Origin of the sequence: Streptomyces sp. NPDC023723, from assembly GCF_040639815.1 — a bacterium.
In the GTDB taxonomy this organism is placed as follows: Bacteria; Actinomycetota; Actinomycetes; order Streptomycetales; family Streptomycetaceae; genus Streptomyces.
Map to the genome: position 1 here is coordinate 78,688 of NZ_JBFAAP010000029.1, position 19,102 is coordinate 97,789.

15 protein-coding genes are annotated in these 19,102 nt (G+C 70.7%); 11 read left to right on the forward strand and 4 right to left on the reverse strand.

Annotated features, from left to right (window positions below):
- The first annotated feature begins 17 nt into the window (after positions 1-17).
- The 4 genes from AB0G32_RS26360 to AB0G32_RS26375 all read left to right on the forward strand — a co-directional run bounded on the left by AB0G32_RS26360 (position 18) and on the right by AB0G32_RS26375 (position 4,580).
- Positions 18-785 (forward strand): response regulator transcription factor, encoded by a 768-nt coding sequence (locus tag AB0G32_RS26360; RefSeq protein ID WP_361168101.1) that lies wholly within the window; start codon positions 18-20, stop codon positions 783-785.
- A complete protein-coding gene (locus AB0G32_RS26365) occupies positions 782-2,245 on the forward strand; it encodes a HAMP domain-containing sensor histidine kinase (protein WP_361168104.1) in 1,464 nt (487 codons plus the stop codon). Before AB0G32_RS26360 ends, AB0G32_RS26365 begins: the two co-directional genes overlap by 4 nt.
- A 262-nt stretch (positions 2,246-2,507) precedes the next feature.
- Positions 2,508-3,719, forward strand: coding sequence for a hypothetical protein (locus tag AB0G32_RS26370; protein ID WP_361168107.1), 1,212 nt, complete (start codon positions 2,508-2,510; stop codon positions 3,717-3,719).
- A 66-nt stretch (positions 3,720-3,785) separates the two neighbouring features.
- A complete protein-coding gene (locus tag AB0G32_RS26375) occupies positions 3,786-4,580 on the forward strand; it encodes a FadR/GntR family transcriptional regulator (protein WP_361168110.1) in 795 nt (264 codons plus the stop codon).
- 85 nt (positions 4,581-4,665) lie between these two features.
- Here AB0G32_RS26375 and AB0G32_RS26380 read toward each other — a convergent pair whose 3' ends face one another.
- Positions 4,666-5,907 (reverse strand): MaoC family dehydratase N-terminal domain-containing protein, encoded by a 1,242-nt coding sequence (locus tag AB0G32_RS26380; RefSeq protein ID WP_361168113.1) that lies wholly within the window; start codon positions 5,905-5,907, stop codon positions 4,666-4,668.
- Positions 5,904-7,541, reverse strand: a complete 1,638-nt coding sequence (locus tag AB0G32_RS26385) for a class I adenylate-forming enzyme family protein (RefSeq protein ID WP_361168116.1) — start codon at positions 7,539-7,541, stop codon at positions 5,904-5,906. Before AB0G32_RS26385 ends, AB0G32_RS26380 begins: the two co-directional genes overlap by 4 nt.
- 164 nt (positions 7,542-7,705) lie before the next feature.
- Between AB0G32_RS26385 and AB0G32_RS26390 the strand changes: the two genes are divergently transcribed.
- The 6 genes from AB0G32_RS26390 (at position 7,706) to trxA (ending at position 15,028) form a co-directional block, all read left to right on the forward strand.
- Positions 7,706-8,473 carry an SDR family NAD(P)-dependent oxidoreductase gene (locus AB0G32_RS26390; protein ID WP_361168119.1) on the forward strand — a complete coding sequence of 256 codons (768 nt, stop codon included), beginning with the start codon at positions 7,706-7,708 and terminating at the stop codon, positions 8,471-8,473.
- The gene (locus tag AB0G32_RS26395; RefSeq protein ID WP_361168122.1) at positions 8,470-9,240 is read left to right on the forward strand and encodes a crotonase/enoyl-CoA hydratase family protein; all 771 of its coding nucleotides are present in this window, start codon (positions 8,470-8,472) and stop codon (positions 9,238-9,240) included. Before AB0G32_RS26390 ends, AB0G32_RS26395 begins: the two co-directional genes overlap by 4 nt.
- Before the next feature lie 205 nt (positions 9,241-9,445).
- Positions 9,446-11,383 (forward strand): NAD(P)/FAD-dependent oxidoreductase, encoded by a 1,938-nt coding sequence (locus AB0G32_RS26400; protein ID WP_361168125.1) that lies wholly within the window; start codon positions 9,446-9,448, stop codon positions 11,381-11,383.
- A 65-nt stretch (positions 11,384-11,448) separates the two neighbouring features.
- Positions 11,449-12,849 carry an MFS transporter gene (locus AB0G32_RS26405; RefSeq protein ID WP_361168128.1) on the forward strand — a complete coding sequence of 467 codons (1,401 nt, stop codon included), beginning with the start codon at positions 11,449-11,451 and terminating at the stop codon, positions 12,847-12,849.
- Between the two features lie 87 nt (positions 12,850-12,936).
- Positions 12,937-14,649 carry a hypothetical protein gene (locus tag AB0G32_RS26410; protein ID WP_361168131.1) on the forward strand — a complete coding sequence of 571 codons (1,713 nt, stop codon included), beginning with the start codon at positions 12,937-12,939 and terminating at the stop codon, positions 14,647-14,649.
- A 55-nt stretch (positions 14,650-14,704) separates the two neighbouring features.
- Positions 14,705-15,028, forward strand: coding sequence for a thioredoxin (trxA, locus tag AB0G32_RS26415; protein WP_361168134.1), 324 nt, complete (start codon positions 14,705-14,707; stop codon positions 15,026-15,028).
- A gap of 223 nt (positions 15,029-15,251) precedes the next feature.
- Here the strand turns inward: trxA and AB0G32_RS26420 are convergent, their stop codons facing one another.
- A complete protein-coding gene (locus tag AB0G32_RS26420; protein WP_361168137.1) occupies positions 15,252-15,515 on the reverse strand; it encodes a hypothetical protein in 264 nt (87 codons plus the stop codon).
- A 46-nt stretch (positions 15,516-15,561) separates the two neighbouring features.
- Positions 15,562-16,581 (reverse strand): LLM class flavin-dependent oxidoreductase, encoded by a 1,020-nt coding sequence (locus AB0G32_RS26425; protein WP_361168140.1) that lies wholly within the window; start codon positions 16,579-16,581, stop codon positions 15,562-15,564.
- A gap of 290 nt (positions 16,582-16,871) precedes the next feature.
- Here AB0G32_RS26425 and AB0G32_RS26430 point away from each other — a divergent pair, with 290 nt between their 5' ends.
- A complete protein-coding gene (locus AB0G32_RS26430) occupies positions 16,872-18,758 on the forward strand; it encodes an NAD(P)/FAD-dependent oxidoreductase (protein WP_361168143.1) in 1,887 nt (628 codons plus the stop codon).
- The last annotated feature ends 344 nt before the right edge of the window (positions 18,759-19,102 follow it).

A 19,102-nucleotide genomic window follows, 5' to 3' on the forward strand; every position in this document is an offset into this window, starting at 1 on the left:
TGGTGAGGAGTACGCAGATGGCACGGGTGCCGGGCCGGACGATGTCCGAGACGACGTGCTGCCCGACGGACGCGCCGCGGCGTGTCCTGGTCGCCGACGACGACCGTGCGGTACGTGAGGCGCTCGCCCGGGCGCTGGAACTGGCGGGGTACGAGGCCGTCACCGTCGCCGACGGGGTGCAGGCACTGGCCCGGGCCGGGCGGCACACTTTCGGCGCGCTGGTCATCGACGTGGCCATGCCGCATGTCGACGGCGTGGCCGTGTGCCGCGTACTGCGCGCCTCCGGTGACCGCACACCGGTACTGATGCTCACCGCCCGCTCCGGACTCGCGGACCGGGTCGCCAGTCTGGACGCGGGCGCCGACGACTATCTTCCCAAGCCGTTCGAGGTACCCGAACTCCTCGCCCGGATCCGGGCGTTGCTGCGCCGGGCCGCGCTGGCACCGGGCTCCGCACGGGAGGCCGAGGAGCCGCAGTGGGCCGAGGAGGTGCTGCGGATCGCCTCGCTGCGGATCGCCCCGGCCGCCCGGCTCGCCCGGTGGGGTGACTCCGAACTGCCCCTCACCCGAATCGAGTTCGACCTGCTGGAACTGCTCGTGCGCAACGAGGGCCTGGTCCTGGACCACGCGGTGCTCTACCGGCGGGTCTGGGGCTCCGACACCGCCATGGACGTCAAGAACCTGGCGGGTTACATCGGCTACCTGCGGCGCAAACTCGCCGACGCGGGGGCGCCCGGCCTGATCCACACGGTGCGCGGCGTCGGCTACGCGATGCGGCGGCCATGAGTCTGCGCGCACAGTTCGCACTGTCCTTCGCGGCGGCCGGCGCCGTGGTGGCGGCGCTGGTCGGGTTGCTGAGCTACGACGCCGTCCGGGACCGCGTCCTCGCGGAGATCGACCGGAGCCTGCGGTCTCAGACGACGGCCGTGGCGGGAGCGGGCACACAGGCCCCGGCCGTCGCCGAGGCACTGGCCCAGAGCCCCGACCTGTTTCCCGGGACGGACCTTCCGGGGCCTGGCGACGAGGAGGAGCGCCGCCCGGTCGTACGGACCGTGGCCCCCGACGGCACGAGCACCCGCCTCGGCGGTCCGCCGGTCGCCCTGCCGTTGCCGGAGGCCACCCGTGCCCTCGCCGCGACCGGGACGGCGGGGCGGTCGTTCACCACCGAGGTCGTCGCGGGCGGCAGCACCTACCGCCTGCTGACCACCGCGCTGGGCGGGGAACGCGGGGCCCTGCAGACAGCCGTCGAGATCGACCAGACCTACCGCGTGCTGCACGGCATGGCCCTGGAGATCACCGGGGTCAGCCTCGCCGTCACCCTCGTCGCGGCGGGCACCGGCCTGCTGATCGCGGGACGCATCACCCGGCGTCTGGTACGCCTGACCGAGGCCGCCGAAGAGGTCGGTACCCAGGACCGGACCGACCTCGACGACGTGGGCCCGGCGGACCGGCCCGACGAGGTGAGCCGGCTGACCGCCTCGTTCCGCCGGATGCTGACCCGGCTCACCGCCGCCCGGGAGGCCCAGGAGAAACTGGTGCAGGACGCCGCCCACGAACTGCGGACCCCGCTGACCAGCCTGCTGACCAACGCCACCGTGCTGCGCCACGTCGCCGAACTCGCCCCGCACACCCGCGAGCGCCTCCTGGACGACGTCCAGGGCGAGACCCGCGAGCTCGGCCGGCTGGTCGACGAACTCGTCGAACTGGCCCTGGCCGGCAGCCGCGCCGAGACCGAGCAGCCGGTGGACCTGGCGGCGCTGGCCGGCCGGGCCGCACGCCGCGTGTACCGGCGTACCGGCCGCCTGTTCCATATCGACGCCGACGACCGGCCGGTCCTCGGCCGCCCGCAGGCGCTCGAACGGGCGGTGGGCAACCTTGTGGAGAACGCCGCCAAGTTCACCCCGGACGACGGTGCGCCGATCGAGGTGCGGGTGGAACGGGGGACGGTCCTCGTCAGCGACCGCGGACCGGGCATCGCCGACACCGACCGTGAACGCGTGTTCGATCGTTTCTACCGGGCCGACACCGCCCGCGCCCTGCCCGGTTCCGGGCTCGGCCTCGCCATCGTCCGGGACGTCGCGGACACGCACGGCGGCACCGCGTTCGCACGGCCACGGCCCGGAGGCGGCGCGACGGTCGGTTTCGCCGTGACGCGCTCGCGCGTCCTGCCCGCCCGCGGTGGAAACCAGGAGCCGACGGCACGTACCGCGGCGGGCCCGACGGACGGAAACGCGGCCTCGGCCTGACGTTCGGCCGGTTCGTCGCCCGAGGGGCCACCTCGGTGGAGTTCGGGCATTCGTCCCTCGCGTGCCCGCCCGTCAGGCATTCCTGTGAATCGGAGCCGTGCGCGCGGGTGCCGGACACGTCCCGTACGGCATGTGCAAAGCACCTGCGGCACGGGCATTGCCCGCCGCTGAAGGTGTCCGTTACGTTGATTTCGATTGATTCACCGACCGATCGGTCTAATGCTGTGCAACGGTCGGGGACCGCTCAGCGAGTGGAGGGTTCGTGAGTGAACGGGCGAACGTTTCGGGCCGAGAGGTCGCGCATGCCGCTGCTCGCGGGAACCGCGCCGCACCTCCGGCCGTCGAGGTCGACGTCCTGGTGATCGGTGCCGATGTCATGGGCCTCTACCAGCTTCACCGCGCCCGGCGGGAGGGCTTCTCCGCGGTACTGCTCGAAGCCGGCCCGGGGGTCGGCGGGGTCGGGCGTCGCCATCCGCTCGCCGGACCCGAGGATGCGGAGGACGGCCGCCACGGCAGCCCCATGCCGACGGCGACGGCTACGGCGGCGGCGACAGCGCCGGACGCGCTCTGGGAGTGGCCGCAGGCGGGTGCCGGGCAAGGCGATGCCGACCAGGATCTGAAGCACCTGGTCGACCGCCACGGTTTGGGTGGCGGCATCCGGTTCGGTGTCACGGTGGACTCGGCGGTGTTCGAGGAGTTGCCGGCCACCTGGTCCGTCAGGACCGCCGGCGCCACCGACTACCGCGCCCGTTTCCTGGTCGCCGCCACGGGCGCCCTCCAGTGTCCCGCGGAGCGCGCCATCGACATGGACCGACGGGTCGGCGACAGGCCGGTCCGCAACCAGCCCGGCAGGCCGGGCGGCGGTCGGAGGCGCGACGCGGACCGCCACCAGAACCGGCATCAGCGGTCGGACGCCCTGCCCGGCATCCCCCGGAAAACGCCGAGCCGCCGTGCCGCCGGGAGCGGCGCCGGAACCGTGCGGGCACCGGGTGCGGTGGGCGCCCACTCGATGGTGGATGACGTCGACTCCCGCGCCTGCGACGCGCTGAAGCGCCTCGGGGTGCGCGGCCGGGACGGCCTCAGGCTGGCCGGGTACTGGGCGGACGCCCCGCGCACCTATCGCGGTCTCATGACCGCGGGCTTCCCCAACTTCTTCTTCCCGGGCGGGCCGTACGGCCCCCAGGACATGCCGCGCGGCAGCGGGCAGCAGGTGGACTTCGTCACCGGCGCGCTGGTGCGCGCCCGTGATCGCGGGCGGGAGGTCGTGGAAGTGGGACTGGCGGCCGAGGAGGCCTGGACGAACCTCATGAGCGGTGGGACGCGCCTGCTGTCCGGCTCATGGGGCGGTCGTCCCGGCGGACCCGCGGGTCCGGGCGGCCTGCCCCGATATGCGGGAATCGGTCCCGAAGAGGATTTCTACGGTCTGCTCGCGGCGACCTTGGAAGACGAGTACGCGGCCCTTATCTTCTCGTAGGGGCGGCGATTTCGGGCTTGCGGGGGGTCCGGTTCAACAGCTGTCTAATCAAGTACACTCATTGCCATGAGTGCCACAGTGGGGCAGCCGGTCGGTCAGACGGTCCGCGCGCCGAAGACAGCGGAACTGATCGCGTCGCAGCTGCGTCGTCGTATCGTCCATGGCGAGTTGAAGCCCGGCGAGACGCTGCCGCCCGAGGTCCAGCTCATGGAGCAGTTCGGTGTCTCTCGCCCCACTCTGCGCGAGGCGTTCCGCATCCTCGAAACCGAGATGCTCATCAGCGTCCGGCGCGGCAGCCGGGGCGGCGCCCAGGTCATGGCCCCGGACTCGTCCGTGGCGGCCCGCCATGTGGGCCTGCTGCTCCAGTTGCAGGGCACGACGGTCGACGACGTCTACGAGGCCCGGATGATCGCGGAGCCGGCCTGTGCCCGGCTGCTCGCCAAGCGCCGGACGAAGCAGGATCTCGCCGATCTGGAAGCGGTCGTGGCGGAGTTGCAGTCCGCGGTCGAGTCGAAGGACGACGACCTGCCCGACCCGGCGCTGTGGTCGCGGCTCACCTACCGCTTCCACGAACTCATCATGGAGCGCTCGGGCAACAAGACGATGGCGGTCCAGGGGGCGGTCCTCCAGGAGATCGTGGCGACGCACCTCGAAATGCGCGTCTCGCGCAACTTCGACCAGACCGAGTCACCCGAGCGGTTCCAACGCGCCATCAAGGCATACAAGCGCCTCGTGACACTGGTGGAGGCCCGCGACGCCGAGGGTGCCGAGCGCCACTGGCGCAGTCACATGAAGGTCGCCGGTACGTACCTGCTCAAGGACGACCTGCACAACAAGCCCGTGGTGGACCTGTTCTCCTGACCCCGCACGGCCGCCGGCGCCCGGCGGCCCGAGCCGCCCGCCCGTCCACGGCCGGCCCGCGCCGGCGCCGGCCCTCGGCAGCGGGTCAGCCGGCGAACCGGGTGATCTCCGACTCCAGCAGTTCACCCAGGGTGTCCGCCGGCGGATCCGGCAGGCGCACGGGGGCGTCGCGGGTGGGCAGCAGTACCACGGCCCGCCCCGGCGTCGAGACCTCACCGCGCTGGTTGTGGCAGGACACCTCGAGGTGCACCTCGTTGCGGCCGTCGACCTGTGCCTTGTCCACCACCGTGCCCCGCACCCACGTCGTGTCGCCGATGTAGTTGAACTTCCGGTGCTCGCACCGGAGTCTGAACAGCCAGCCGTCGTCACCCATCCAGTCGGTGAGGGCGTGGGTCAGCCAGGTCTCGCGCATTCCTCCGTAGTCGTAGCTCATGGGGATGCCGAGTTCCTTGGCCCGTTCGGGTTCCCAGTGCAGTCGCTGCACGGTGTCCGGGATGTTCCGGGCGTTCGGCGGATACAGGCCCGGGGCCTTGCGCCGTACCCGGCGGGCGACCGCGAAGGCGCCGGGCGGCGTCAGCTGCATGCCCCATCCGACATGCCAGACCACCACGTCCGTCACGGTGAGCGGTCCCTTGACCCGGGGCTGGATCTCGTCACCGATCCTGACGTCCTCGAAGTAGCGGGTCCGAGGACCCCGCCGTTCCTCGGCGTCGTAGGCCGCGTCGATCTCGGCCAGCTGCTCCTCGGTGTACGGCGGGAAGTCCGGCGCCGCCTTGTCGGCGGCGCGCTTCTTGCTGCTGTGCCGCTCGGTGTGGATCCAGGTTCCCCGCTGGAGGGCGATGACCTGCCCCTCGCCGTCGGCGAAGAGGAAGTCGTTGGTGACATGGGCCGCGCTGCCGCCGAAGGAGCTGGACTTGACCTGGACGCCGACCTGGGCCCGCAGGCACGAGCAGCGGTCGCCCAACCGCAGTGGACGGTAGTACTCGAACTCCATCACGGCCTGGTAGGCGCCGAGTCCGGCGAACGGGTCGCCCTTGAGAACGGCCTTGGCCCGCTCGTCCGCCTCCACCGCGTTCTCGCCCATGGTGTAGAGGAAGTTGGGGGGTGCGATCGTGCCCGCCCAGCGGGTCTTCGGGCCGTGGTCGGGATCGCACCACAGCGGGTTGTCGTCGCCGTAGCCGAGGGCGAAGTGCCGTACCCCGTCGCTGGTCACCTCCAGGTTGTGCGGTGGCAGCCGGCGCTGCGGTACGCCGATGCGGCGGCGGGAGCGTTCGACTGCCTCGTCGGTGAGGACGCCGTAGTCAGGACGGTCGGCCGAGATGGTCACGATGTCTCCTGGGTGTCGATTCGGCCGAGTGGCTGGACCGCTTGGACTGTCTGGGCCGGTTGGACCGTCCGGACCGGTTGGACTGCCTGGACCGGCTGGGTCGGCGGGACCGGCCCGGTCGACTCCTCCGGGGCGAAGAGGTCCCGCACCTCGGGACGGCTGACCTTGAGGGACGGGGTGCGTGGCAGTTCGTCGAGGATCCGCAGGGCCACCGGCAGCTGGTAGCGGGTCAGCATCGCGGCCAGGTGGTCCAGCAGCTCCTGTTCCGTGGCGGAGCCTTTGAGCGTGACCGCGGCGACGGGCACCTCACCCAGCCGCGGGTCCGGCAGGCCCACCGCCGCGGCGTCGCTGACCGCGGGATGCCGGCACAGGGCTTCCTCGATCACGCTCGGGGGAATCTTGAATCCGCCCCGGTTGATCGCGTCGTCCGCCCGGCCGTGGATGTACAGGAAGCCGTCCTCGTCGATCGAGGCCAGATCGTTCGTACTCAGCCACTGGCCGTCGGACGTGGGCAGTTGCGGGCCGCGCACCTCCAGCAGGCCGGTGCTGCCGGTCTTCCGCACCTCGCGTGTCTCCTGGTCGACGATGCGCAGCTCGATCCCCCGGTGCGGGCGTCCCACGCTGCCGCGTTTGCTGCGGCCCCACTGGCGGTGGTCCTTGATCGACCAGCCGGCGACGGCCCCCGCGAACTCGGTGGCGCCGTACATGACGAGCACCGGGACCCCGTACCGCTTCTCGAACTCCTCACCCAGTTCCGGAGGCAGCGGCGCGGTCCCGGAGCCGATCGCCCGGACACCGCTGAACGTGTCGCGGGGCAGACCGGCGTGCAGCACCATACGGATCGTCGCCGGCGGCAGCCGGAGGTAGCGCGGGCGGTGCAGGCGCACCAGCGCCGCCCAGGCATCCACCTCGAAGCGCTCCATCAGGGCGACGGCGCGGCCCTCGGCGGCATGGGCGATGGCGAAGTAGAGGCCACTGATGTGAGCCAGGGACGCCCACAGGATGACGCAGCCCGAGCGGAGCTCCGGCTCGCCGTCGATGGCCGTCCCCGCCGCCTTGAAGGCCGCGGTGAGCTGCGGGTAGGGGAGGGAGACGCGCTTGGGCCGGCCCGTCGTACCGCTGGTCATCATCACGACCGCCACGTCGTCCCAGGGCTCGCACGCCGGTGCGGGCTCCCATGGGACGAGGTGTTCGGCCAGCCCCAGTTCGCTGGAGGCGAGGACCGGAACGGCGCGGACCCGCCGCGCGGACCCGTGCACGGCGTCGCGGGCCCAGTCCTCGGCGTCGGCGACGACGACGTCGGGACGCAGCGCGAGGATGTCTTCGGCGAGCCCTGCCTCACCCACGTGCGGGCTGAGGGTGATCACCTGACGGCCGGTCGCGATCGCGGCCAGCAGCGCGGCGACCTGTCCCGGTCTGTTGCGCAGCACGATCCCGACGCGGCGGGCGCCCGGATGCGCGCGCAGCAACGCGTCCAGGTCCCGGGCGGCGTCGGCCAGATACGACCAGGAGAAACGCTGGTCTGCGAAGACCAGTGCCGTCGCGTCCGGATCGACGGTCATGACCCGTCGGAGCCAGACGGACAGCGGGGGCAGTTGGTGCCCCGCGGGGAGCGGGCGTACCTGATTGGTCATGGCGTCCTTCTACGGCGAGAAAGTCGTTTGAGGTAAATTAGTTACTTGATTCTAGGGTGAGTGTCCAGGCGGAGCCAGGGGGCGGTGCCCCCGCCGCCCGGGATCCCCCTGATCAAACAGCTACATCTTTCATTTGAACTGTCTGTTCAACTCCGGGAGAGAGCATGCGACTAGACGCGATCACGGCACTCGTCACCGGCGGTGCCTCAGGGCTGGGGGCGGCGACGGCGGCCGCCTTCGCCGACGTGGGGGCGAAGGTCGTGATCACCGACCTGCCCGGCTCGCCCGGCGCCGACACCGCCGCGGAGCTCGGTCCCGGTGTGAGCTTCGTGCCGGCCGACATCACCGACGAGGACAGTCTGCGGGCGCCCCTCGAAGCCGCGGCGCAGTCAGGGAACCTGCGGGCCGTCGTGCACTGCGCGGGCCGCGGCGGCGACCGGCTGCGCGTCCTCGACAAGGAGGGCAACCCCGCCGGTCTGGAGAGCTACCGGCAGGTGCTGGAGGTCAACCTGATCGGCAGTTACAACGTGCTGCGTCTGGGAGCCGCCGCGATGGCCGGCAACACGGTCGAGGACGGTGACCGGGGTGCCATCGTGCTGACCGCTTCGGCGGCCGCGTTCGAGGGGCAGATCGGGCAGACCTCCTACGCCTCCTCCAAGGGCGGCGTGCACGCGATGACCCTGGTCGCCGCGCGGGACCTGGCCAGTTGGGCGATCCGGGTCAACACGATCGCGCCCGGCACCTTCGACACCCCCATGCTCGCGCGGCTGCGGGAGGACATCCGGCAGAGCATCGCCGAGACCATCCCGCACCCCAGGCGGCTGGGCCACGCGGCGGACTACGCCGACCTGGCCCTCACCCTGGTGCGCAACTCCTACATCAACGGCGAGACCGTCCGGCTCGACGGCGCCCTGCGGATGGCGCCCCGATGAGCGCCGAACCCGAGGCGCTGGTCACCGAGCGCGGTCCCGTCCTCGTCATCACGATCAACAGGCCCGCGCAGAAGAACGCGATGACGCTGGCGGCTGCGAAGATCGTCGCCGAGGCGCTGGACCGGCTCGACGCCTCGGCCGGGCTCTCCGTCGCGGTACTGACCGGTGCCGGCGACACCTTCTGCGCCGGCATGGACCTGAAGCGCTTCGCCGAAGGGGAGCGTCCCGCCCTGCCGGGCCGGGGCTTCGGCGGTCTCGTCGAGGCTCCGCCCAAGAAGCCGATCATCGCAGCGGTGGAGGGCTGGGCGCTCGGCGGCGGATGCGAACTGGTCCTCGCCTGCGACCTGGTGGTGGCGGCCGAGGGGGCGCGGTTCGGGCTGCCGGAGGTGCGGCGCGGCCTGGTGGCGCGCGGCGGCGGCATGCTGAGGCTGCCGCGCCGGCTCCCGTACGCGGTGGCCATGGAACTGCTGCTCACCGGCGATCCGATCGACGCGCTCCGGGCCGAAAGTCTCGGACTCGTCAACCGAGTCGTGCCCTCGGGGCAGGCCCTGGACACCGCACTGGACCTCGCGGACCGGGTGGCGCGCAACGCCCCCCTGGCCGTCCAGTGCGCCAAGAGCGTCGCGTCCGCCGCCCGTGACTGGCCCGAGGACGAGATCTGGCAGCGGCAGGCGGTCCTGTCCGACCCCGTGTTCGCCTCCGACGACGCACAGGAAGGCGCCCGTGCCTTCGTGGAGCGCCGCGTGCCCGTCTGGCGAGGGCGGTAGCCCCTGCCGGCGGGGTGGGCCGAGCGTGCCGCAGGGGGGCGCGCCCGGCCCCCACCCCGAAGCGTGAGACGTCCTCGGCGGAGGTGGTGACCCCGGGGGGAAACGCATGTATGGTAAATCGAATGATGAGTAGTTTCAGTTAACTGAATAATCTTTTGAGCCTGGTCGCTCCGTGCCCATGGGCGCGGCAGCGGGAAGGAGCCGCATGACCGAGCACGGCAGGATCGCCACGGGAGAGCCTCAGCAGGTGGACGAGGCCTTCATAGGACGCGCGTTGGACGACGCCGACCTCAACGCGCTGCGACTGGCGCTGTACCAGGCGACCGGAGACGAGAGCCTGCTGGAACTACCGCTCAAGACGACCCCGATGTACGGAGGCGCGCTGAACCAGACGGTCCTCGCGGAGGAGGCCGTACCCGTCCTGCGGGCCAAGGCCACCGAGTTCCTGCTGGCCAAGCCGGCCGACTTCACCGAGGCCGTCCCGGACGACGCCGAACTGCGGCGCCTGTACGAGGCGTTCCGCGAGGAGAAGCTGACCGACCGGGAGTGGGCGTACCGGCGCGACCTGGCGGCCTTCGACGACCATCCCCGGCTCGCCCAGTGGACGGCGGGCAGGCCGGACGTCCCCGAGGGCTTCGAGGTGGCCGTCATCGGGTCCGGCTTCGGTGGCATAGCCGTCGCCGTACAACTGGAGCACCTGGGCATCCCGTACACGGTCTACGAGCGGCGCCAGGAGCTGGGCGGCACCTGGAGCAGCAACGCCTACCCCGATGTCCGGGTCGACACGACCAACTTCCTCTACCAGTTCTTCTTCGAGAAGAACTACCCGTGGACCGAGTACTTCGCGCGGGCCGGAGAGGTGCGCGAATACCTCCAGCACGTGGCCAAGAAGTACGGCGTGTACGAGCACATCAGCTTCGGCAGCGACGTGCGGGAAGCCGCCTTCGACCCGGAGACCGGCCGGTGGTCGCTGCGGGTGGTCGTCGACGGCGAGACCCGCGAACTGACGGCCAACGCCGTGGTCAGCGCCGGCGGGCTGTTCGCCACGCCCAAACGGCTCGACGTACCGGGGATCGAGGACTTCCGGGGCGAGATCGTGCACACCGCCGAGTGCACCGGGCAGGAACGGCTCGACGGCCGGAACGTCGCCATCATCGGCAACGGCTCCACCGGTGTGCAGATGATGTCCAGCGTCCGCAGCCGCGCCGCGAAGGTCGGCGTCTTCCAGCGCACCCCGCAGTGGATCAGCCCCCGCGAGCGGTACGGCGATCCCATCCCGCGCGAGACCCGGTGGCTGCTGGACACCATGCCGTACTACTGGAACTGGTACTGCTACTCCATCGCCACCCTGCGGCTCGGCGGCCAGGTGCTCCAGGAGCCGGACCCCGAGTGGCAGGCGGCGGGCGGACTGGTCAACGAGGCCAACGACTCCTACCGGGCGAGCCTCACCGAGTACGTCAAGTCGAAGCTGCCCGGCCGGCCCGACCTGTGGGACAAGCTCATCCCGAAGCACGCGCCGATGGCGCGGCGGCTCATCGTCGACAACGGCTGGTACGCGTCCCTGCTCGAGGACAACGTCGAACTGGTCACCGAGAACATCGAGCGGTTTACACCCACCGGAATCCGGACCGCTGACGGCCGCGAGCGTGACTACGACCTGGTGTTCACGGCCACCGGATTCGAGACCCAGAAATACCTCTGGCCCACCGTGTACCGAGGTCTGGGGGAGCGGACCCTCGACGAGCGCTGGAGCGATCCCGCGGGCGGCGGCCCCCGCGCCTATCTCAGCATCACGGTGCCCGACTTCCCGAACCTCTTCGTCATCTACGGGCCCAACTCCCAGAACCGGTCGGGGTCGCTGATCGTCTGGATGGAGACCTGGGCGCGCTACACGGCCGAGGGCCTGGTGGCGCTGATCGAAGGGGGCCACAAGTACCTCACGGTCCGCCAGGACGTCTTCGACGACTACAACCGCCGGCTCGACGAGGAGATGCTCTCGCTCATCTGGTACGACAAGGGCTCCAAGGACCGCAACTACTACGTCAACGAGTTCGGTCGGCAGCAGGTCAACGCGCCTTGGCGGCTGGAGGAGTACCACCGTGTCCTGGAGCGGTTCCAGCCGTCCGACTACCACTTCGGCTGAGGACAGCGACGCCGGGCGTTCGCGAGCCGACCCACGTCGCCGACAACCGTCAACCGGAGCAACACATGTCCGACACGATCCCTGACTCCCAGGAACCGCACACCCTGCAGACCGCCGGCCCGCGCTCGGGGCGAGTGGGCGTGGCCAGTCTGCTCGGCACCTTCGTCGAGTTCTACGACTTCACCTGCTACGGCTTCCTGGTCGTCTACCTGGCCCCGGCCTTCTTTCCCGCCGGTGACGACACGGCCGGTGTCCTCGCCTCCCTGGGCGTCTACGGGGTGGGATACCTCGCGCGGCCCCTGGGAGCGCTGTACTTCGGCCGGCTCGGCGACCGGCGGGGGCGACGGTACGCCCTGCTCGTCACCGTCGTCGGCATGGGCAGCGCCACGACCTTGATGGGGCTGCTGCCCACGTATGACCAGGTCGGTGTGGTCGCGCCGCTGTTGCTGGTCCTGGTTCGGCTGACCCAGGGCTTCTGCGCCGGCGGTGAGATAGGCGGCGCGGCCACCCTGGTGTCGGAGTCCGACGGTGGCCGAAGACGAGGCGGGCTCCAGGCGCTGATCCCGCTCGGCTCGGGGCTGGGGGTCGCCGTCGCCCCCGCGGTGGTCGCCCTGCTGGTGACCGTCCTCGGCACCGGCCGGATGGCCGACTGGGGCTGGCGCCTGCCCCTCCTGCTGGCCGCGGTCATGACCGTCGCCGTGGCGGTCTTCCGGACCCGGATCGAGGATTCGCCGGAGTTCCGCTCGCTCGCGCGGGCCGGGGCGGTGGAGCGGTCACCGGTGAGGGCCGCGCTGCTCGGCCACTGGCGCATGATCGGGGTGTCGGCGCTTTTGAACTTCACCGTGACCATGGTGCTCGGGGTGTTCGTCAACTACCTGAGTGTCTACCTGCTGTCCGTTCTCGGACTGCCCGCGCTGAAGGTGTACTGGCTGTCGGCCGCCTGTCTGTTCCTCGGCGCCGCCGGCTTCCCGCTTGGCGGCTGGCTGACCGACCGGTTCGGGCGCAGATCCGCGATGCTCTTCGGCTTCGGCGGCGCCGCCTGCCTGGCCTTTCCGCTGCTGTACGCCATGAAGGCCGTCGCCTCCGGCGGGGTCTGGCCGCTGGTGGGAGCCGGTGCGGTGTACGTACTGGCCCTCGCCTTCAGCTATGCCGCGACGCCGGCGATGTACGTGACGCTGACCCAGGCCTTCCCCATCGAGGTGAGGTACACGTCGGCGGCCTTCGCGTACAACGTCGGAGCCGTGGCGGGTGGTGGTGTCACGCCCTATCTCGCGGCGTGGCTGTCGGACTCGGCGGGGCCGCGGGCCGCCGCCTGGCTGGTGGTGGCCGCCGCGCTCGTCGGAACCACCGTGATGACGATCCTGACCTCGGCACGCCGGACGGAGCGGGTCGCGCCGAGCGCGGTGCGACCGGACCTCGGCCGGCACAGCGGGCCGAACCACACACCTGATGAAGCGCACAACTGAAAAAGCGCACAACTGAGACAGATGTCCGCATCGCCATCGCTTGGAGAGCGTGCCGTGCCACCGGGCGCCACGCGTGGAGGAGAGACCGTGACGAAGAAACAGGACGCCGCGCAGGCCACTCTCGAAGTGGTCGACCCGACCCCGGACGCGCTGGAGTCCGCGGCGAGCCCGCTGGCGCCGCGACTGGACACGCTGAACGGCAAGGTGCTCGGACTGCTGTCCAACAGCAAGCCCAACGCCGAGGTCGCGCTGCGTGCGGTGGCCGAGAAGATCAAGGAGACGTATCCGGACCTGAAGGTCCGGCTGTACCCCGGGTCGATCCGTTTCGAGGCTGAGCTGCTGCGGCAGGCCATCGAGGAGAGTGACGCCCTGATCGGCGCCACGGCGGACTGCGGGGCCTGCACCTCGTGGCTGATCCACGACGGAGCGCAGGCGGAGAAGGCCGGCGTGCCCCAGGTCACCATCGTGGCCCGGGGCTTCGAACGGGACACGGACACCAGCGCCAAGGTGTTCGGGGTGCCGGAGCTGCGGTACGTGGTCGTGCCCCGTGTCTTCACCGCGCTCACCGCGGAACAGGCGGCCGAACAGACAGTGCCCCTGGCGGAGGACGTGATCCGCGCGCTCGTGCAGGGGGAGGCGAGCGATGCGGAGCAGGCCGCCGGTCAGGTCCGGCAGGACCGGCAGGAGTCGTACACCTTCACCGGTGCCACGGTGGCGGACGCGTACGAGTCCTTCCACGAGTACTACACCGAGCACGACTTCGGTGACGGCCAGCCGCTCCACCCGCCGACCCGGGCCAAGGTCGAGGCGATCATCGAGGCCCAGGGCCGGCCTCGCGACGAGGTGATCCTCACCATTCCGCCCCTGCACAGCAAGGGCACCTTGGAGCGGATCGCGGTCAACGCGGCCATGGCCGGCTGCCGCCCGGAGGAGCTGCCCGTGGTCATAGCGGCGTTGAAGGCGATCCACGCCTGCCCGCCGCCGATGAACCTCTCGGTGCTGATGTCGACCGGAGCCTTCGCGCCCGTGGTGGTCGTCAACGGTCCGCTGGTGAAGAAGCTCGGCATCAACAGCGGTCGCAGCCCGCTCGGGCCGGGTGTCGCCAACCGGGTCAACAACCGGATCGGCCGGGCCGTCTCCCTGACCCTGCGCAACCTCGGCCAGTGGATCCCCGGGCGTATGGACCTGGACACCATCGGCACCGTGCGCAAGAACATCCAGGTGATCGGCGAGAACGAGGACGAGAGCCCGTGGGAGCCGTACCAGGTCAACAAGGGTTTCCGCCCCGACGACAGCACCGTGACCGTGTTGCACTCCGTCGGTGAGTGGGACCTCGGTTCCAACCACGGCACCGTGGAACGGCGGCTGGCGTCCCTCGCGGCACGCACCCCCGCGCTCACCCAGGTGGGCTTCATGACGAGGACGCTCGGCGGTCTCCAGGGCAACGAGGACGGGCTCTTCTACCTGCTGCCGCCCGAGACCGCGAAGCGCTTCGCCGACGCCGGGCTGAGCAAGGACGCGGTGCGCCGGTTCATGGTGCACAACGTCAGGCGGAGCGTCGCCGACATCATCGCCCCCTTCGTCGACTTCCGGGACCGCGGACTGGTCCGGCCCGAGTGGGAGTGGATGTTCCGGCTCACACCGCAGGAGCAGCGGTCCCAGACGATCCAGGCGTTCAATGACCCGGAAGCCGTCAACATCGTCGTCGCCGGGCACGGAACCCCCAAGGAGTTCGTCTTCGGCACCATGACCCTGCCGATCACGGAGAAGATCATCGCCGTCGGGCAGCCGGCGTCGTGAACCGAGTCCTGAGCCGAGTCCGCAACCGAGTCTTGAACCGAGGGGAGTGACGGACATGCCAGCTGTGCGTGAGGTCAGCGACACCGACTTCGAGAAGGTGGTGGTCCGGGGCGAGCGGCCGGTGCTGGTGGATTTCTGGGCGCCCTGGTGCGGACCGTGCCGGGCGATGGGTCCCATCCTGGACGCGCTGGCCGAGGCGCACGCGGAGGCCATCGACGTCGTGAAGGTGAACCTGGACGAGAGCCCGCGTGCGGCCGAGGAGCACGGAGTCTCGTCGATCCCCGCTCTCCTGCTCTTCTCCGGGGGTGAGGTGATGACCAGACTCGTGGGGGCCAAGCCTCGCACGATGATCGAGAAGGCCATCGGCGAGTATCTGTGACCGGCTGATGCCTCGCGTCCGACGCCTCAGGCGCCGGATGCGAGGCATCAGCTGTGTGCTCTGAGCCGCCGCCACCTCGAAGTTCACGGGTGAGCACGCGACCTGCGGTACGGGGTGACGACCGCCCCCCCGACTTCGCCGACTGGCGGCGGCCGGCCTGACACCGGCGCGGGCCCTGCGCGCGGCCACCGCGACCAGGACCCGCCCCTGCCGTCTGCGCCTTTCAGCCCGCGGGGTGCGGCTCTCGTACCGTGATCTCGGTGAGTTGGATGCCCCGGGTCTGCAGGCCCTCCTCGATGAACGCCTTCAGCGAGTCACCGTCGAGTACGCAGGTGGAGCAGGCGTCGTTGGTGCCCCGGGAGTAGTCCACGGTCAGCCGGGACTGCTCGGGGGAGAACTCGGCGAGGCGGATCGACCCCCCGTCCGGTTCCACCATGGGCTCCAACAGGGTGAGCACTTCGCGGACAACGTCCTGGACCTGGGTCATGCCGGGCTCCTCCGTGATCGGTTCGTTCCGGGAGTGGACAGGGATGTCAGGGGGACACGTCGCTCTTGAGCGCGTCCACCAGGGCGAGGCTGGAGCGCGCGTAGGCGCGGCGCCGCCGCTCGCCGACCATGAAGGACGGCGGTGCGAAGTAGGCGACGTCGCGGGCGATCGAGTCGCGGCGCCGGCGCAGGGCCGCGGCCGCGTCGGCCGTGGTTCCGCACAGGGCGATGGCCTCGACCATGTCGTCGGTCACGGCCTTCGCCATGTCGTCGGTCCGGCCGTCGGCGAAGGCCTCCCGGATGCGCTCGACCTGGGCCGTCCAGCCGTGGTGCGCGGCGAAGGCGTCGTAGGTCCGCACGGTCAGGTAGAAGGCGATCATCCGGCGCATGTCCAGGACGGCCCGCTCGGGGTCCGCGTCGTCGACGGCTGTCAGCAGCCAGCCGTGCTCCAGCGGCCGGGTGTCCCGGCCGGCCTCCTTCGCGCCGGCCTCCACCGCGGGCCGCACGACGTCGTCCCACCACCGGTCGGTGAACAGGCCGTGGCCGATGACGCCGTCCGCGGTGCGGCCGGCGGCACTCGCCATCCGCCGCTGGAATCCGGCGAGCAGGACGGGTACCTCGATCCGGCCCAGCACCGGAGCCTGCACCCGCGCGTCCACACGGTAGAACTCGCCGTCGAAGCGCACCCGTTCGCCGTTCTCCGCGTGCAACCACGCCCGTACGGCCTCGACCAGTTCGGACATGCGCAGGACGGGACGGTCCGCGGGCACACCGCACCAGTCGCGGTTGATGGAGAACGCTCCGGAGCCCAGACCCGCGAAGACCCGGCCGGGTGCCTGGTTCCAGAGCGACCGGATCGCTGTCGCGTGGGCGAACGGCGTGCGCGAGAAGCCGTAGGCGATCGCCGTGCCGACCTGGGCGTTCTCGGTGGCGGCGGCCATGCCCGCGACGGTCACGTACGCGTCGTGATCGGCGAACTCGCCGGTGCAGAACGCGGTCGTCCCGGCGGCCTCTGCTTCTCGCGCGGTGTCGCCACCGCCCGGCCACGGCATACCGAACTCAGTCATGGGACCGATCCTCTCGGGGCGCGGAGCTGCTCAACCGAGCCTCCAAATTGTAGCATTGAGTTAGCTGTTTAACTTGAACGAGCCTCCATCGATACCTTCACATGATTTATCTGTTCCCATACAGTTGAGCTGTCAGTCGAAGGCCGGTCGGACCGGTGCCGTGGGACAGCGGCCCGGCTGCGACGGTCCGCTCCCGTCGCTGGGCCGCCACGACGCAGAACACCGGAGCAGAGCAGGGCAAAACAGCCTGGAGCCGTGCTCCGTTGGTTCTCCAAGGACGGAGATGAGGAATGACGTACACCTCGGCCGAGCCCACCGATCTCGACAGGGCGCGTGCCAAGTACCGGACCGAGCGGGACAAGCGGCTCGACCCCCGACGCGGGGAGATCCTCGACCTCGGCGGCCGCGACGAGCTGGTGAAGGACCCGTTCCAGGAGGTCATCGACCGTGATGCCGTGCACGACACGGTCGACACGGTCGTCGTGGGCGGGGGCTTCGGCGGCCTGCTGGCGGCAGCGCAGTTGCGCCGCGCGGGTGTCGAACGGGTCCGGATCGTGGAGAAGGCCGGAGACGTGGGCGGGGTCTGGTACTGGAACCGCTACCCGGGCGCGATGTGCGACGTGGAGTCCTACGTCTACATGCCGATGCTGGAGGAACTGGACTACATACCCCGGCACCGCTACGCCCGCGGTCCGGAGATCCTGGAGTACACGCGCAAACTGGCGCGCCACTTCGGGCTGTACGAGCTGGCGCTGTTCCACACCGCGGTCACCGGGATGACCTGGCTGGCGGACGAATCGCGGTGGAGCGTGCGCACCGACCGGGGCGACGACATCCGGGCCCGGTACGTGGTCGTCGCGCATGGCTCGTTCACTTCCCTGAAACTGCCCGCGATCGAGGGCATCGACGACTTCGGGGGCAAGCTGTTCCACACCTCCCGCTGGGACTACGACTACACCGGCGGAGGACCCGACGAGCCCCTGACCGGCCTCGCGGACAAGTCGGTCGGTGTGATCGGGACCGGGGCCACCGCCATCCAGATCGTCGCGCCACTGGCCGAGTCGGCCAAGAACCTGTTCGTCTTCCAGCGGACGCCCTCCACGGTCTCGGTGCGCGACAACCGGGAGACGGACCAGGAGTGGGCACGTTCCCAGGAGCCGGGCTGGCAGCGGCGGCGGCGGGAGAACTTCACCACGGTCACCAACGGCGAACAGGCCACCGAGGATCTGGTGGGCGACGGCTGGACGGTCTTCTACCACGCGATGCTCAGCGGTGACGGACTCACCGAACTCGGCCCCGAGGAGTACGCCCGGCAGCGCGAACTCATCGACCTTCAGCACATGGAGAACGTACGGGCCAGGATCGACGCGGAGGTGCGGGACCCGGCGACGGCGGCCGCGCTGAAGCCGTACTACCGCTATCAGTGCAAGCGTCCCTGCTTCCACGACGAGTACCTGCCGGCCTTCAACCGGCCCAATGTCCGGCTGGTGGACACCGAGGGCCGGGGCGTGCAGCGGATCACCGCCCGGGGCGTGGAAGTGGCCGGGGTCGAATACCCGCTGGACTGCATCGTCCTGGCGACGGGCTTCGACCAGGACTCCGCCTACACCGACCGCGTCGGTTTCGATGTGACGGGGGTCGACGGCCTGACCCTGTCCGAGAAGTGGAAGGACGGTCCGGAGACCTTCCACGGCGTGATGACGAGCGGCTTCCCGAACTTCTTCATCCTGCCGCCGAACTACACCCAGGGCACGGCAGCGGTGAACTTCGTGCACACGCTGGAGGAGACCGGAGGCCATGTCGCCCACCTGGTGGCGGAGTTCGAGAAGCGGGGGGTGGTCGGCGATGTCACGCCCAGCGCCGAGAAGGAGTACGTCGACACCGTCGTCCAGGGTTCCGGGCTGGCGCTGCTGGGCGGCGGCAGTTTTCTGCGCGACTGCACGCCGGGCCGGTGGAACAACGAGGGCGACCCGGACGGTCGTCCGGACAAGAACGTCAACTACCCCGGTACGTCGACGGCGTACTTCACCATGCTCGACGAATGGCGCCGCCGGGGCGATCTCGGAGAGCTGAACCTCACGCCGTGGCCGGAACGAGCCGTGAGCACTGCCGACGACCCCTCGGAGGGCGGCTCCTCGGAGAGCGGCTCTTCGCACGGCGAGAGGGCGGATCGATGACGGAGACGGCCCGTTTCGGTGGCGAGGCCGGGCCGCCGGATCCTGACTCACCGGGCCGACATACGTGACTTCCCCCGCCGTACGGACGGCGCCGACACGGAGCGTGGCGGAACTGGGCCGCCTGGACGTCGCGGCGGCCGTCGCCTGGATCGCCTCGTACGAGGCCCGGCACATCACCGGCATCCAGCTGCCGGCGGACCTCGGCCGCACGAACCGCTGAGGCCGCGAGCGAGCTGGAGCCGGCCGGTGGGCGGGGGGGGGGGAGGGCGGCCCCCGCCGCCGCGGGGCCCCGGGGCGCCGAGCGCCCCCGGCGCGGGGCGGCGCCCGCGCCGGCGCTGTTTTGA